Below are 14821 nucleotides of genomic sequence, written 5' to 3'. Positions count from 1 at the left end.
GCCCCATGGGAACGGTCGCGATCTTCGGTGCCGGTGTCATGGGCGAGACGCTCCTCTCGGGGCTGCTGCGGGCGGGACGACCGGCGGGCGAGCTCGTCATCACCGAGCGACGACCGGACCGCGCCGCCGAGCTCGCAGGCCGCTACGGCGTCCGGGTCCTCGACAACGCCGACGCGGCGGCCGCCGCCGACACCCTCGTCCTCGTCGTCAAGCCGCAGGACATGGGTGCGCTCCTCGACGAGATCGCGCCGCACGTCGGCGACGACGACCTCGTCGTGAGCCTGGCCGCCGGGATCACGACGGCCTTCGTCGAGGGGCGCCTCCCGGCGGGACGGGCCGTCGTGCGGGTCATGCCGAACACCCCGGCCCTCGTCGACGAGGGGATGGCCGCGGTGGCCGCCGGCTCGACGTGCACCGCGGAGCAGCTGACCGAGGCCCGTGAGCTGCTCGCCGCCACCGGCAAGGTCGTCGAGGTGGGCGAGTACCTCCTCGACGCCGTCACGGCGATCTCCGGCAGCGGTCCGGCGTACATCTTCTACGTCGTCGAGGCGATGATCGAGGCCGGCGTCGTCCTCGGGATGCCCCGCTCGACGGCCACCGACCTCGTCGTCCAGACCCTGTACGGGGCCGCGACGATGATCCGCGAGACGGGCCAGCACCCGACGGTCCTGCGCGAGCAGGTGACCTCGCCCGGCGGGACGACCGCCGCGGCGCTGCGGGTCATGGACGACCACAAGGTGCGGGCCGCCTTCATCAGCGCGATGGAGGCCGCCGCGACCCGCAGCCGCGAGCTCGCGGGTGGCTGACGACGCCGTCCCCGGGCTCGCGCCGTCGCTACGGGTCGAGCGGGTCACGGACGCGACGTGGACGGACTACCGGGCCGTGCGGCAGGCCGCGCTCATCGACAGCCCCCGGGCCTTCTGGACGACGTACGCGCAGAGCGCGGGACGCACCGACGAGGACTGGCGGACGATGGTCGCGACCGGGCCGACGCTGTGGCTCGCGTGGGACGACGACCGTCCCGTCGGCACCGTCGGGCTGTGGCACGCCGAGGACCAGCCGGCGGACGAGGCGCACCTCGTCGGCATGTGGGTCACCGGCGGCCATCGGGGGAGCGGGGCGGCCGAGGCGCTCGTCGCGGCCCTCGTGGAGCACGCCCGGGCGGAGGGCACGCGCCGGCTGACCCTCGACGTGGCGCGGGAGAACGTCCGGGCCTGCCGGTTCTACCTCCGACAGGGCTTCGCGCTCACCGGCGAGCAGAACGTCATGCCGTGGGACCCGACGTGCGTCGAGGTGCGCATGTCCCGGTCGCTCGAGCCGGTCTGAGGTCGCCGCCCGCGCCCCGGATGGACGGCGGCTGACCGGCGCGTGGACGGCCGGTGTCGGGTCGGCCCTGCTTGCCGACCCCCGCGGGTGTCGTGGCAGAGTGCCGCCATGAGCGAGATCACGGTCCGCCCCCTGGGCGTCGAGGAGTGGGAGCAGTACCGGTCGATGCGGCTCACCGCCCTCGGGGAGTCGCCGGAGGCGTTCGTCGCCACCCGTGAGGCGGAGGAGTCCGAGGGCGAGGACTTCTGGCGCGCCCGGATGGAGCGCTCGACCCGGCTGCTCGCCGAGCGCGACGGCCAGGCGCTCGGGATCGCCAGCGTCGGCACGTACGAGGAGGGCGAGGGCATCGCCCAGCTCTTCGGCCTCTGGGTCCGGCCCGAGGCCCGCGGCAGCGGCGTGGCCGCCCGGCTCGTGCGGGCCGGTGCCCTCGTCGCGGCCGAGCAGGGTCGCAGCCAGCTCTACTACTGGGTCGGCACCGACAACGGCCGGGCCGTCGCCTTCGCGAGCAGCTTCGGCTTCCGGCCCACCGGCAACCGCCGCCCGATGCGGGTGCGCTCGGAGGACGACGGCGAGGAGGAGGTCGCGATGACCCTCTCGCTCGCCGGCGACCGCGGGGGCATCCCGACGCTCTGACGGTCCCCGACACGAGCGGACCGACGGACGCGGCCCACCGGGGTCACGGCCTGGCGGCGAGCCGCTCGATGAGGGTCGTCGGACCGCTGACGATGAGGGTGTCGTGCGCCGAGACCTTCGTCGACGGCACCGCGTAGGTGAAGTCCTCGCCGGGCGCCTTGACCCCGACGACCGTCACGCCGTACTTGCTGCGGACCTGGCTCTGCTCGAGGGTGAACCCGATGGTCTCCGTCGGCGGGCGCATCTTGACGATGGCGAACCCGTCGTCGAACTCGATGTAGTCCTGCATCCGGCCGCCGACGAGGTGGGCGACGCGGCGGCCGGTGTCGGCCTCGGGCCGCACGATGTGGTGGACCCCGATCCGGTCGAGGATGCGGGCGTGCTCGGGGGAGAGCGCCTTGGCCCAGATGGCCGGGACGCCCGCGTCGACGAGGTTGGCGGCGGCGAGCACCGAGGCCTCGACGGAGGACCCGATGGCGACGACGGCGATCCGGAAGCGGCCCGCCTTCGCGTCCCGGATGACCCCGACGTCGCTCGCGTCGCCGTGGACGATGTGGCTGATCCGGCCGAGGAACTTCTCGGCGAGGAAGCCGTCCTTCTCGATGGCGGTGACCTTGTGACCGAGCCGTCGCAGCTCGAGGGCGGCGGCCGAGCCGAAGCGCCCCAGCCCGATGACGAGCACCTCGTCGTCGGTGCGCGAGCTCTTGCCCATGGGTCCTCCCGGGGAGTGGTCGGTGCGGGGACCCAGCCTGCCACGGGCCACCCACCGAGTAGCGTTCGACCATGGCCCATCGGACGAGTGTCGTCTGGGACGACGTCTTCACCGCCTACGACTTCGGCCCGGACCACCCGATGGGGCCCGTGCGGCTGGACCTCACGACGCGGCTGGCGCGCTCGCTCGGCGTGCTCGACCGCGTCGACGTCCGGGCGCCCGACGTCGCCTCCGACGAGCTGCTCGCGACGGGGCACGACCCCGGCTACGTCGAGGCCGTCCGCGCCGCGTCGCTCGACCCGTCCGCGGCCGACCCGAACCGAGGGCTGGGCACCGAGGACGACCCCGCCTTCGCGGGGATGCACGAGGCGGCCGCGCGGATCGTCCAGGGGACGGTCGACCTGTGCCGCGAGGTGTGGGAGGGCGAGACCGACCACGGGGTGAACTACTGCGGCGGGCTGCACCACGCGATGCCGACCCACGCGAGCGGGTTCTGCATCTACAACGACATCACGGTGGGGATCCGCTGGCTGCTCGAGCACGGCGCGGAGCGGGTCGCCTACGTCGACGTCGACGTCCACCACGGGGACGGTGTCGAGCGCGCGTTCTGGAACGACCCCCGCGTCCTCACCGTCTCCCTCCACGAGAGCGGCCGGCACATCTTCCCGGGCACGGGGTGGCCCGGGGACGTCGGCGGACCGGACGCGCGCGGCAGCGCCGTCAACGTCGCGCTCCCGCCCGGCACGACCGACGCGTCGTGGCTGCGGGCGATCGACGCCGTCGTCCCCCCGGTCGTGCGGGCCTTCGCCCCCGACGTGCTCGTCACCCAGCACGGCTGCGACACCCACCTCGAGGACCCGCTGGCCCACCTCGCCGTGACGGTCGACGCCCAGCGCCGCGCCCAGGACGAGCTGCACACCCTCGCCCACGACGTGTGCGACGGGCGCTGGGTCGCCCTCGGCGGGGGCGGCTACGAGCTCGTCGACGTCGTCCCGCGCTCGTGGACCCACCTCACGGCCATCGCGGCGCACGTCCCGCTCGAGCCCTCGACCCCGGTGCCGGAGGAGTGGCGCGAGCACGTGCGGCACCTCCTCGGGCGCGAGGCGCCGTGGCGGATGGGCGACCTGCCGGCCGACCGGCTGCCGATCTGGGTCCAGCCGTGGCAGATGGGCCACAACCCGGACCACCCGCTCGACCGGTCGGTCTTCGCGACCCGGCAGGCCGTCTTCCCCTTCCACGGGCTCGACCCCTGGTTCGACTGACGATCGACGCCCCAGCGGGCCCGACGTCGCCGATCCGGGCGCCGCGCGGACGTCCAGCGCTCGATCGTTCGGCGTGTCGGCTGGACAAACGGACGGCAATCCGCCCGTTCCCCTTCCCAGCCGTCACAACTGCCCCTAAGGTTGCGACAGCACGACGCAGGGAGCCAAGCCGGGACTGACCTCCGGCGCTGCGATCATGCGGAAGTTCGAGGTCACGATGTCCACGGAGCGTCAGCTCGGAGAGGTGCGGTTCCTCACCGTCGCCGAGGTCGCCACGATCATGCGCGTGTCGAAGATGACGGTGTACCGCATGGTCCACGCCGGTGAGCTGCCGGCGATCCGCGTCGGCCGGTCGTTCCGGGTCCCGGAGGACGAGGTCCACCGTTACCTGCGTGGCTCCTACGTCGACACCGCCTGAGTCGACGACCGCCCGACCGGCAGGTCGGCAAGAGCACCGAGCGGGACCGCGGTCGCGGTCCCGCTCGCTCGTCCCGGTCACGGTTTGGGTCGCCCGCCGCCCCCTGGGTAGGGTGGGCCGTCGCACCCGCACCACTCACTGAGGACATCCCATGGGTTCAGTCATCAAGAAGCGGCGCAAGCGGATGGCGAAGAAGAAGCACCGCAAGCTGCTGCGCAAGACGCGTCACCAGCGTCGCAACAAGAAGTGACCACGCGTCACCTCTGAGACGTCGAAGGTCCCCGGCACGGCCGGGGACCTTCGCTGTCTCGGCGGGAGGTGGCCCTCCTGCACGTGGCGTCGACTCGGTAGGCTCGGGTCCCAGGGCGCCGCGGCGGCGCGGGGTCGGACCGAAGGAGCGAACGGTGGCGAGAGTCGTCCTGGTCACGGGGGTCTCCCGGTACCTCGGCGGCCTGCTCGCCCGGCGGCTCGCGGCCGACCCGGGGGTCGAGCGGGTCGTCGGCGTCGACGTCATCCCCCCACCCCACGACATCGGCGACGTCGAGTTCGTCCGCGCCGACATCCGCAACCCGATGATCGGCCGGGTCATCGACGGCGCCGGGGTCGACACGGTCGTCCACATGAACGTCATCGCGACGCCGACCTTCGTCGGGGGCCGGACCCCGCAGAAGGAGATCAACGTCATCGGGACGATGCAGCTCCTCGCGGCCTGCCAGAAGTCCCGGACCGTCGAGCGGCTCGTCGTGAAGTCCTCTGCGGCGGTGTACGGCTCGACGCCGGGCGACCCGGCGATGTTCACCGAGGACATGGGGGCCCGCCGGACCCCGCGCGGCGGCTTCGGCAAGGACTCCATCGAGGTCGAGGGCTACGTGCGCGGCTTCGCCCGACGCCGGCCCGACACCGAGATCCTCATGCTGCGCTTCGCGAACGTCGTCGGCCCGCGGATCCGCACCTCGATCACCGACTACTTCTCGCTGCCGGTCGTGCCGGTGCCGCTCGGGTACGACGCCCGGATGCAGTTCGTCCACGAGGACGACGCCATCGAGGCCCTCGTCGTCGCGGCCGTCGGCGGGAGCACCGGGGTCGTCAACGTGGCCGGCGACGGGGTCGTCACGGTCTACCAGGCGGCGGCGCTCGCCGGCCGGCCGGTGCTGCCGCTGCCGTTGCAGAGCGCCGGCCTCGCCGGCGGGGTGGCCCGGCGGCTCGGGCTCGCCGACTTCTCGCCCGAGCAGATGACCTTCCTCGCGTTCGGACGAGGGCTGGACACGACCCGGATGCGCGAGAGCCTCGGCTTCGTCCCCGCCCACACGAGCCGGGAGGCGTTCGCCGCCTTCGCGGTGAGCCTGGCGCCGTTCGCGCCGGGCGTGCAGGCGGTCGGTGACGCGGTGAGCGGGGCCGCCGGCACGGCGAGCCAGGTGCTGCTGCGCACCCTCGGCGCGGGGGGTGGTCGCTGATGGCGGCGCGTCGGTCCAGCCTCGCGGCGGGGGCGGAGCGGGCGACGGGCGAGCGCGCGCGCCGGCGGTCCACCCCGCTCCTCGGCGACCCGGACGCCACGACGGACGCCACGACGGACGCCACGACGATGGGGGCGGCCTCGGCGGGGACGAAGCCGGCACCGGCGAAGAAGGCGCCGGCGAAGAAGGCGACGGCTCCGACCGCTGGGAGCGCGACGCCGACGTCGAAGCGGGCGTCGACGACGAAGGGGGCATCGACGACGAAGGGGGCGTCGACGACGAAGGGGGCATCGACGACGAAGCGGGCGTCGGCGAAGAGCCCTGCGACGACGAAGGCGGCGTCGGCGGCTCCGACGCCCGCCACCTCTGCCGGGCCGTCGACCACCCCGACCGCCCCGGCCCCCGCGTCCCGCAAGCACCGTCCCGCCCCGAAGGTCACCTCGCGTCCCTCGGCCCGGGCGACGAGCCAGGCGGGGGCGCGCGACGCCGCCCCGCGACCCTCGACCCGCGAGAAGGTCCGGCGCGACGCAGCCGCCCGGCGCCCGCACCTGCGGGTCGCCGAGCCCGCCCCGCTCGACCCCACCGTCGTCCGGGAGCCCGAGTCGTCGGGCGCGCCGCTGCCCGACCCCGCCGAGCTCGTCGAGGCGCTCGTGTCGGCGCTGCGGCTCGGCGCCCAGGCCGCCGGTGTCGCCCCCGAGGACGTCGAGCGTCGGGTGGCGCAGGTCCTGGCCTACCTTCGGCGCCGGCTCGACGGCGACTACGAGGTCGACGACTTCGGGTTCGACCCGCACTTCACCGAGCACGTCTTCTACCCGATGCTGCGGCCGCTCTACCGGCACTGGTTCCGGGTCGAGGTCCGCGGCATCGAGAACATCCCCGCCGAGGGCGGCGCGCTCGTCGTCTCGAACCACTCCGGCACGGTGGCGATCGACTCGCTCATGGTCCAGCTCGCCATCCACGACGAGCACCCGCAGCGGCGCACGATGCGGGCCCTCGGCGCCGACCTGGTCTTCCAGACCCCGTTCGTCAGCACGATCGCCCGGCGCTCGGGGTCCACCCTCGCCGCGAGCGACGACGCCGAGCGGCTCTTCGCGCGCGGCGAGCTCGTCGGGGTCTTCCCCGAGGGCTTCAAGGGGACCGGCAAGCGGTTCAGCGAGCGCTACAAGCTCCAGCGCTTCGGTCGCGGCGGCTTCGTCGCGGCGGCGCTGTCCGCCGGAGTGCCGATCGTCCCGTGCTCCGTCGTCGGCGCCGAGGAGATCGCCCCGATCCTCGGCACCATGCCCACCCTCGCCCGCGTCCTCGGCGTCCCCTACGCGCCGATCACCCCGACGTTCCCGTGGCTCGGCCCGCTCGGGCTCGTCCCGTTGCCCAGCAAGTGGATCATCGAGTTCGGCGAGCCGATCGAGACCGCCGGGCACGAGCCGGGGGCGGCCGAGGACCCGATGCTCGTCTTCGACCTCACCGACCAGGTCCGCGAGACGATCCAGCAGACGCTGTACACCCTCCTGATGCACCGCCGCTCGGTGTTCTTCTGACGTGGCCGCCCTGAGCCAGGACGGCCCCGCCGCCGACCCACCGCCGCGCGTCACGCTCGTCGGGCGCGAGCACTGCCACCTGTGCGACGACGCCCGCGCGGTCGTCGCCGCGGTGTGCGCGGACGTCGACGAGACGTGGGAGGAGGTCGACGTCGACGCCGACCCCGACCTGCGGGCCCGGTGGTCGGAGGAGGTCCCGGTGACCCTCGTCGACGGACGCCAGCACGACTTCTGGCGGGTCGACCCGACCCGGCTGCGCTCCGCCCTCTCCGCGCCTCGGCGCGAGCGCCCTCCGGGGGCACCGGGGGGCGATAGCACACCCCGTCCGTGAGGTCCGTCACCGGGGTGATGCGCGACTTTGTGCCCTCCTTCACAAAGTCGTAGGGTTGTGGGGTCCGCGGGTGCCGAGAGCGCCCGTCAGCCCGCCCGACCCGCGGCCCGCGAAAGGAGTCGGTGACCACCCGTGTCCACCGCTGAAGCCACCCGCCGGGGCGTGCCCGACGCCGCGGTGGCCCGGCTTCCCGGGTACCTGCGGGCCCTCACCGCCCTCGCCGGCGACGACGTGGCCTCCGTCAGCTCCGAGGAGCTCGCCGCCGCCGCGGGGGTCAGCTCCGCGATGCTCCGCAAGGACCTGTCCTACCTCGGCAGCTACGGCGTGCGGGGGGTCGGCTACGACGTCGGGCGGCTCGCGTCCGAGATCGCCGCGGCCCTCGGCCTCACCCAGGACTGGCCGGTCGCCATCGTCGGGATGGGCAACCTCGGCCGCGCCCTCGCCGACTACCGCGGGTTCGCCGAGCGCGGCTTCCGGGTCATCGCCCTCCTCGACCACGACGAGCGGGTCATCGGCGAGGAGGTCGCCGGCCAGCGGATCCGGCCGATGACCGACCTCGAGGCCCTCGTGCGGGACGACGGGCTCGCCATCGGCGTCATCGCCACCCCGCCCGCCGGGGCGCAGGCCGCGTGCGACCGGCTCGTCGCCGCCGGCGTCCGCTCGGTCCTCAACTTCGCCGCGGTCGTCCTGGCCGCCCCCGAGGACGTCACGGTCCGCAAGGTCGACCTGTCGACCGAGCTGCAGATCCTCGCCTTCCACGGCCACCGCGGAGCCGTCGCCGAGGCGGTGGCGCCGTGAGCCTCGTCGTCCTCGGCCTCTCCCACCACGGGGCCCCCATCGACCTCCTCGAGTCCGTCGCCCTCGACGACGCCGGCGCGGTCGCCCTCGAGGCGCGCATCCTCGCCTCCGAGCACGTCACCGAGGTCATGGTCCTCTCGACGTGCAACCGGACCGAGGTCTACGCCGAGTCGCTGACCTTCCACGGCGCGCTCGTCGACATCACCCACGCCCTCGCCGACGCGTGCCGGGTCGAGCGGTCCCGGCTCCAGCCGCACCTGTACGTCCACTACGAGGACCGGGGCATCGCGCACGCCTTCACCGTCGCCTGCGGCCTGGACTCGATGGCCGTCGGCGAGGCCCAGATCGTCGGGCAGGTCCGGCGCGGGCTCGCCCGGTCCCAGGGCGCCGGTCACGTCGGCCCGTCGCTCAACGCCCTGCTCCAGCGCGCGCTGCGGGTCGCCAAGCGGGTGCACACCGAGACCGACATCGACGTCGTGAGCGGCAGCCTCGTCCACGCGGGCCTCGCCCGGGCGACGGCCGCGCTCGGCGGACTCGAGGGCCTGCGGGTGCTGGTCGTCGGCGCCGGCGGCATGGGTGCGCTCGCGGCGACGACCGCCGTCCGCGAGGGCGCCGCCGCCGTCGAGGTCGTCAACCGCGCCGAGGCCCGCGCCCGCTCGCTCGCCGGCCGGGTGGGCGGGACGTGGCGCCCGTTGGCCGACCTCGGGCCCGCGCTGGCCGCGGCCGACGTCGTCGTCTCCTCGACCGGCGCCCGCGGCCGCATCGTCACGGCCGCCGACGCCCGCACCGCGCTCGCGCAGCGCGACGGGGCCCCCCAGGTGTACGTCGACCTCGCCCTGCCGCACGACGTCGACCTCGACGTCGACCTCCTGCCCGGGGTCGTCCGCGTCGGACTCGTCGAGCTCGGTGAGGACCTCGCCGAGGGCGGGTCCGCCCCCCAGGTCGTCGTGGCCCGCGAGCTCGTCACCGCCGAGGTCGCCGGGTACCTCGTCGAGCGACAGACCCAGGCCGTCGCCCCCACCGTCACCGCACTGCGCACCCGCGCCGGTGAGCTCGTCGACGCCGAGATGGCCCGCCTCGAGCGACGCACCCCGGACATGGGCGAGCGCGAGCGGGCCGAGGTCCGCCGCGCGGTCGAGCGCGTCGTCGACAAGCTGCTCCACACCCCCACGGTCCGGGTCAAGGAGCTCGCGCAGGACGGCCAGGGCGGCAGCTACGCCCGCGCCCTGTCCGAGCTGTTCGACCTCGACCCGCGCGACGTCTCCCTCGTCTCGGCGCCGCCGACGATCCCAGGGGAGGAGCCGTGACCGCCCTGCGCCTCGGCACCCGCCGCTCCGCCCTCGCGACGACCCAGTCGACGTGGGTCGCCGACCGCCTGCGCGCCCACGGCCACGACGTCGAGCTCGTCGAGGTCCGCACCGAGGGCGACCGCGACCGCACGACCCCGCTCGCCCAGCTCGGCGGAACCGGCGTCTTCGTCTCCGCCCTCCGCGAGGCGCTCGCCGAGGGTCGGGTGGACCTCGCGGTGCACTCGCTCAAGGACCTCCCGACGGCCCCCGACCCCCGCGTCGCGCTCGCCGCGGTCCCCGCCCGAGAGGACGTCCGGGACGCCCTCGTAGCGCGCGACGGTCTCACCCTCGGGGAGCTGCCGGCCGGCGCCACCGTCGGCACCGGGTCCCCGCGTCGCCGTGCCCAGCTCGAGCTGCTCGGCCTCGGGCTCGAGGTCGCCGACCTGCGCGGCAACGTCGACACCCGTCTCGCCGCCGTCCACGAGGGTCGGCTCGACGCCGTCGTCCTCGCCGCCGCCGGGCTGCGCCGGCTCGGCCGGGACGCCGAGGTCACCGAGATGCTGGACCCGATCCAGATGCTCCCCGCCCCCGGGCAGGGAGCCCTCGCCGTCGAGGTGCGGACCGACGACGACGCGACGGCCGCCGCTGTCGCCGCCCTCGACGACCCCGACGCCCGCGCCTGCGTCACCGCGGAGCGGGCGCTGCTCGCCGAGCTCGAGGCCGGGTGCTCGGCTCCCGTCGGCGCGCTCGCCGAGGTCGTCCTCGGTGTCGAGGGCGACGAGCTGTCGCTGCGGGCGGTCGTCGCCGCGCCCGACGGCTCGTCCGACCTGCGCCGGTCGCTGACCGGCACCCCGGCCGGGGCCCACGACCTCGGCCTCCGGCTCGCCCGTCTCCTCCTCGAGGACGGCGCCGCCGACCTGATGACCACGTCCACCGATCCAGCAGTCACGGAGCGTGCCCAGTGAGCCCCACGCGCTCGACCACCCGTCCTCCCCGCGTCCCCGCGCGCGTCGCCTTCGTCGGCGGCGGTCCGGGCGACCCCGACCTGCTCACGCTGCGGGCGAGCCGCCTGCTCGCCGCCGCGGACGCCGTCGTCGTCGACCAGGTCGCCCGCGACGACCTCGCCCTCCGGCACGCCCCGGCCGCCGTCGACATCGTCGACGCCGGCCACGGCGACCAGGGGGAGCGGCTGACCCAGGCCTCCCGGGCCAAGCTCGTCGTGCGGACGGCCAAGGCCCACCCGGGCGGGCTCGTCGTCCGGCTCATGGACGGCGACCCCGCGGTCTTCAACGGCTTCGCCGAGGAGGCCCAGGCGCTCGTCAAGGCGGGGGTGGCCTTCGAGGTCGTCCCGGGCGTCAGCTCGGTGACCGCCGTGCCGTCCTACGCCGGGGTCCCGCTCACCGCGAAGACCTCGAGCTCGGTCCACGTCGTCGTCGCCGGCGGTGCCTCGCCGGACGTCGCCGGCGGTCTCGACCCCGCGACGACGGTCGTCGTCCTCGGTGCACCCGACAAGGCCGCCGACACCCTCCGCGCCCTCGCCGCCGCCGGCCGCGACGCCGCGACCCCGGTCGCCGTCACCGAGCGGGGCACGACGACGAGCCAGCGGACCGTCGTCACGACGCTCGCCGAGGCCCCCGAGGCGATGGCCGCCGGGCAGCACCCCGTCCTCGCCGTCGTCGGCGACACCGTCGTCATGCGCGACGCCCTGTCCTGGTTCGAGACCAAGCCGCTCTTCGGCTGGTCGGTCCTCGTGCCGCGGACCAAGGAGCAGTCCGGGACGATGACGACGCGTCTGGAGCACCACGGCGCCCGGGCCGAGATCGTCCCGACGATCTCCGTCGAGCCGCCGCGCACCCCGCAGCAGCTCGAGCGGGCCGTCAAGGGCATGGTCACCGGCCGCTACGAGTGGATCGGCTTCACCTCGGTCAACGCCGTGCGGGCCATCCGCGAGAAGTTCGACGAGTTCGGCCTCGACGCCCGCTCGTTCGCCGGGCTCAAGGTCGCAGCCGTCGGCGGTGTCACCGCGGAGGCGCTGCGCGAGTGGGGCATCAACCCCGACCTCGTCCCGACCGACGAGCAGTCGGCCAAGGGGCTGCTCGAGGCGTGGCCGCCCTACGACGCCGACCTGGACCCGATCGACCGGGTGTTCCTCCCGCGGGCCGACATCGCGACCGACACCCTCGTCGCCGGCCTGCAGGACACCGGCTGGGAGGTCGACGACGTCACCGCCTACCGGACCGTCCGGGCCGCCCCGCCGCCCGCGCCGGTGCGCGACGCGATCAAGGCGGGTGCCTTCGACGCGGTCGTGTTCACCTCGTCCTCGACGGTGCGCAACCTCGTCGGGATCGCCGGCAAGCCGAACCCGAGCACCGTCATCGCGTGCATCGGCCCGGCGACGGCGAAGACCGCCGAGGAGCACGGCCTGCGGGTCGACGTCCTCGCGCCCGAACCGCGGGCCGAGGCGCTCGTCGACGCCCTCGCCGACCACGGCCGCTCGCTGGCCCTCGCCGCGAGCGAGGCCGGCGAGGAGGTCCTGCGCCCGAGCCAGCGTCGCCCGAGCGGCCGGAAGCGCGCCACGTGACCGAGCCGCGGCTGCCCGCCGCGCCGTTCCCCACGGGACGGCCGCGGCGGCTGCGGCGCACCCCGGCGATGCGGCGGCTCGTCGCCGAGACCCGGCTGCACCCGGCGGAGCTCGTCCTGCCCGTCTTCGTCCGCGAGGGCGCGGACGACCAGGTGCCGGTCGCGGCGATGCCGGGGGTCGTCCAGCACACCCTCGACTCCCTCGTCGAGGAGGCCCGGCGCTGCGTCGACGCCGGCCTCGGCGGGATGATGCTCTTCGGGGTGCCCGAGGCCAAGGACGGCCGGGGGAGCGGGGCGGACGACCCGGGCGGCATCCTCAACGTCGCCCTGTCGCGGGTCGTCGAGGCCGTCGGTGACGACCTCGTCGTCATGTCCGACCTGTGCCTCGACGAGTTCACCGACCACGGGCACTGCGGCGTCCTCGCCGCCGACGGCTCGGTCGACAACGACGCGACCCTGGACCGCTACGCCGCGATGGCACTCGCGCAGGCCGCGACCGGCACGCCGGTGCTCGGGCTCTCCGGGATGATGGACGGCCAGGTCGGGCACGTCCGGGCCGCGCTCGACGCCGCCGGGCACACCGACACCGCGATCCTCGCCTACGCCGCGAAGTACACCTCCGGCCTCTACGGGCCGTTCCGGGAGGCGGTGCAGTCCTCGCTCGTCGGCGACCGCGCGACCTACCAGCAGGACCCGGCGAACGGGCTCGAGGCCCTGCGGGAGATCGAGGCCGACGTCGCCGAGGGCGCGGACCTCGTCATGGTCAAGCCGGCCGGGCCCCACCTCGACGTCGTCGCGGCGGCCGCGGCCACCGCGCCGGTGCCCGTCGCGGCGTACCAGATCTCGGGGGAGTACTCCCAGATCGTGGCCGCCGCGGAGCGCGGCTGGGTCGACGGGGACCGGGTCATGATGGAGTCCCTCCTCGGCATCCGCCGGGCCGGCGCCTCGATCGTCCTCAGCTACTTCGCCCTCGAGGCCGCCGCCCGCCTCTGAGCGGCGGCCCGGAACCCCCGGGCACCTCCGGGGCCTCCCGAAGCCGCCGTGTCGCGGCTGCCGACGCCATAGTGTTGAGAATGATTCTCTTTATGATCTAGAGTCCGGCGCATGCATCGCATCCGACACCGCTCCCTGTCCGTGCCCGTCGCCCTCGCGGCCGGCCTCGCCCTCGCCGCCTGCGGCACGTCCCCGACGGCGACGTCCTCGACCGACCCCTCCGCGACCCCCGGACCCGACGCCGCGGGGCCGGTGGGCGGCGACGAGCGCGAGGTCGACGCGGTCACCCCGCGCGTCCTGCTCGCCCACGACGCCGGCCTCACCCTGCTCGACGCCGAGACCGGGGAGGTGCTCCACGAGGAGGCCCGCGAGGGGTTCCTCCGACTCGGCGCCGCCGGGGACGGCCGGCACGTCGTCGTCGCCGACGGCGGCACGTTCCGCGTCTTCGACGCCGGCATCGAGGAGCAGGCGCACGGCGACCACGCGCACGCCTACGAGTTCACCCCCGGCCTCACCGACGTCACGTACGAGGCACCGCACGCCGGGCACGTCGTCCCCCACGGCGGCCGGACCGCGCTGTGGTCCGACGGCGAGGGCAGCGTGCAGCTGCTCGACACGGCCGCTGTCGCGGACCCCGACGCCGACGTCACGCGACTGCCGGACCCCTCCCCGCACCACGGCGTCGCGGTGCCCGTCGAGGGCGGGGTCGTCATGACGCACGGCACGGAGGAGGAGCGCTCCGAGGTGCGGTTCGTGCGCGACGACGAGGTCCTCGCCCGCACGACCGACTGCCCCGGGGTCCACGGCGAGGCGTCCGCGGCGCCGGACCTCGACGGCGACGTCGTCCTCTTCGGCTGCGAGGACGGACCGGTCGTCTTCCGCGGCGGCGACTTCCACAAGGTGGAGGCGCCGGACGACTACGCGCGGACGGGCAACGCGGCGGGCAGCCCGGTGTCCTCGGTCGTGCTCACCGACTACAAGACCGACCCGGACGGCGACCCCGAGCGTCCGACCCGCGTCGCCCTGGTCGACACCCGTGAGGACTCGCTGCGGCTCGTCGACCTCGGGTCCGCCTACTGGTTCCGCTCGCTCGCCCGCGGCCCGATGGGTGAGGGGGTCGTCCTGACGTACGACGGCTCGCTCGCGGTCGTCGACGTCGAGGCCGGCGTCGTCGACCGGCGCATCCCCGTCGTCGCGCCGTGGCAGGAGAAGGAGGACTGGCAGGAGCCCGGGCCGGTGCTCCAGGTCGCCGGTGACCTCGCGTACGTCACGGACGCCGAGCGGCGCGAGCTCGTCGTCGCGGACCTGACCTCGGGGGAGGTGGTCGCGCGCCACGCCCTCGACCACGCCCCGGTCGAGATGGCCGTCGTCACCGGTGAGGCCGGCGGCCACTGAGCCCCGGGACGACGACGGGGGCCCCCCCCCCGGGCGGGGGGGGGGGGGCGGGGCGGGGGGGGGGGGGGGGGGGGGGGGGGGGGGGGCCGGGGGGG

General features: G+C 75.1%; 16 protein-coding genes. 15 read left to right on the top strand and 1 reads right to left on the bottom strand.

Features of this window, described 5'->3' with window-relative positions:
* The first annotated feature begins 5 nt into the window (after positions 1 to 5).
* The 3 genes from proC (at position 6) to KC207_RS08430 (ending at position 1959) form a co-directional block, all read left to right on the top strand.
* Positions 6 to 806 (top strand): pyrroline-5-carboxylate reductase, encoded by an 801-nt coding sequence (proC, locus tag KC207_RS08440; protein ID WP_211602576.1) that lies wholly within the window; start codon positions 6 to 8, stop codon positions 804 to 806.
* On the top strand, positions 799 to 1326 hold the full coding sequence (locus KC207_RS08435) for a GNAT family N-acetyltransferase (RefSeq protein ID WP_211602575.1): 528 nt from the start codon (positions 799 to 801) through the stop codon (positions 1324 to 1326). The genes proC and KC207_RS08435 overlap by 8 nt, the downstream gene beginning before the upstream one ends.
* Before the next feature lie 108 nt (positions 1327 to 1434).
* Positions 1435 to 1959, top strand: a complete 525-nt coding sequence (locus tag KC207_RS08430) for a GNAT family N-acetyltransferase (RefSeq protein WP_211602574.1) — start codon at positions 1435 to 1437, stop codon at positions 1957 to 1959.
* 43 nt (positions 1960 to 2002) lie between these two features.
* On the opposite strand, the gene KC207_RS08425 is transcribed toward KC207_RS08430, so the two are convergent.
* Entirely contained in the window at positions 2003 to 2671 is a 669-nt protein-coding gene (locus tag KC207_RS08425) for a potassium channel family protein (protein ID WP_211602573.1), read from the bottom strand.
* Positions 2672 to 2742: 71 nt separating this feature from the next.
* Between KC207_RS08425 and KC207_RS08420 the strand changes: the two genes are divergently transcribed.
* The 12 genes from KC207_RS08420 (at position 2743) to KC207_RS08365 (ending at position 14726) form a co-directional block, all read left to right on the top strand.
* A complete protein-coding gene (locus KC207_RS08420; RefSeq protein ID WP_211602572.1) occupies positions 2743 to 3933 on the top strand; it encodes an acetoin utilization protein AcuC in 1191 nt (396 codons plus the stop codon).
* Between the two features lie 217 nt (positions 3934 to 4150).
* Entirely contained in the window at positions 4151 to 4351 is a 201-nt protein-coding gene (locus KC207_RS08415; protein WP_211602654.1) for a helix-turn-helix domain-containing protein, read from the top strand.
* Between the two features lie 151 nt (positions 4352 to 4502).
* Complete coding sequence (locus KC207_RS08410) at positions 4503 to 4601, top strand: 30S ribosomal protein bS22 (protein WP_003792170.1); 99 nt, start codon at positions 4503 to 4505, stop codon at positions 4599 to 4601.
* A 154-nt stretch (positions 4602 to 4755) separates the two neighbouring features.
* A complete protein-coding gene (locus KC207_RS08405) occupies positions 4756 to 5805 on the top strand; it encodes an NAD-dependent epimerase/dehydratase family protein (protein ID WP_211602571.1) in 1050 nt (349 codons plus the stop codon).
* Positions 5805 to 7340, top strand: coding sequence for a lysophospholipid acyltransferase family protein (locus tag KC207_RS17030; protein ID WP_282958962.1), 1536 nt, complete (start codon positions 5805 to 5807; stop codon positions 7338 to 7340). Before KC207_RS08405 ends, KC207_RS17030 begins: the two co-directional genes overlap by 1 nt.
* Before the next feature lies 1 nt (position 7341).
* Positions 7342 to 7671, top strand: coding sequence for a glutaredoxin family protein (locus KC207_RS08395; RefSeq protein ID WP_367616039.1), 330 nt, complete (start codon positions 7342 to 7344; stop codon positions 7669 to 7671).
* Between the two features lie 132 nt (positions 7672 to 7803).
* Positions 7804 to 8469: a redox-sensing transcriptional repressor Rex gene (locus tag KC207_RS08390; protein WP_211602570.1), complete on the top strand. Its 666-nt coding sequence runs from the start codon at positions 7804 to 7806 to the stop codon at positions 8467 to 8469.
* The gene (locus tag KC207_RS08385; protein WP_211602569.1) at positions 8466 to 9776 is read left to right on the top strand and encodes a glutamyl-tRNA reductase; all 1311 of its coding nucleotides are present in this window, start codon (positions 8466 to 8468) and stop codon (positions 9774 to 9776) included. Before KC207_RS08390 ends, KC207_RS08385 begins: the two co-directional genes overlap by 4 nt.
* Positions 9773 to 10723: a hydroxymethylbilane synthase gene (hemC, locus tag KC207_RS08380; RefSeq protein WP_211602568.1), complete on the top strand. Its 951-nt coding sequence runs from the start codon at positions 9773 to 9775 to the stop codon at positions 10721 to 10723. Before KC207_RS08385 ends, hemC begins: the two co-directional genes overlap by 4 nt.
* Positions 10720 to 12339 (top strand): bifunctional uroporphyrinogen-III C-methyltransferase/uroporphyrinogen-III synthase, encoded by a 1620-nt coding sequence (locus KC207_RS08375; protein ID WP_211602567.1) that lies wholly within the window; start codon positions 10720 to 10722, stop codon positions 12337 to 12339. The genes hemC and KC207_RS08375 overlap by 4 nt, the downstream gene beginning before the upstream one ends.
* A gap of 68 nt (positions 12340 to 12407) precedes the next feature.
* Entirely contained in the window at positions 12408 to 13331 is a 924-nt protein-coding gene (gene hemB / locus KC207_RS08370; protein WP_249138653.1) for a porphobilinogen synthase, read from the top strand.
* A gap of 111 nt (positions 13332 to 13442) precedes the next feature.
* The gene (locus KC207_RS08365; RefSeq protein ID WP_249138646.1) at positions 13443 to 14726 is read left to right on the top strand and encodes a hypothetical protein; all 1284 of its coding nucleotides are present in this window, start codon (positions 13443 to 13445) and stop codon (positions 14724 to 14726) included.
* Positions 14727 to 14821 lie beyond the last annotated feature (95 nt).

It is taken from the genome of Phycicoccus avicenniae (genome assembly GCF_018139485.1).
GTDB classification, from domain to species: Bacteria; Actinomycetota; Actinomycetes; order Actinomycetales; family Dermatophilaceae; genus Phycicoccus; species Phycicoccus avicenniae.
Note: the sequence above shows the minus strand (reverse complement) of the source record. Positions and strands in the feature narration are given on the sequence as shown.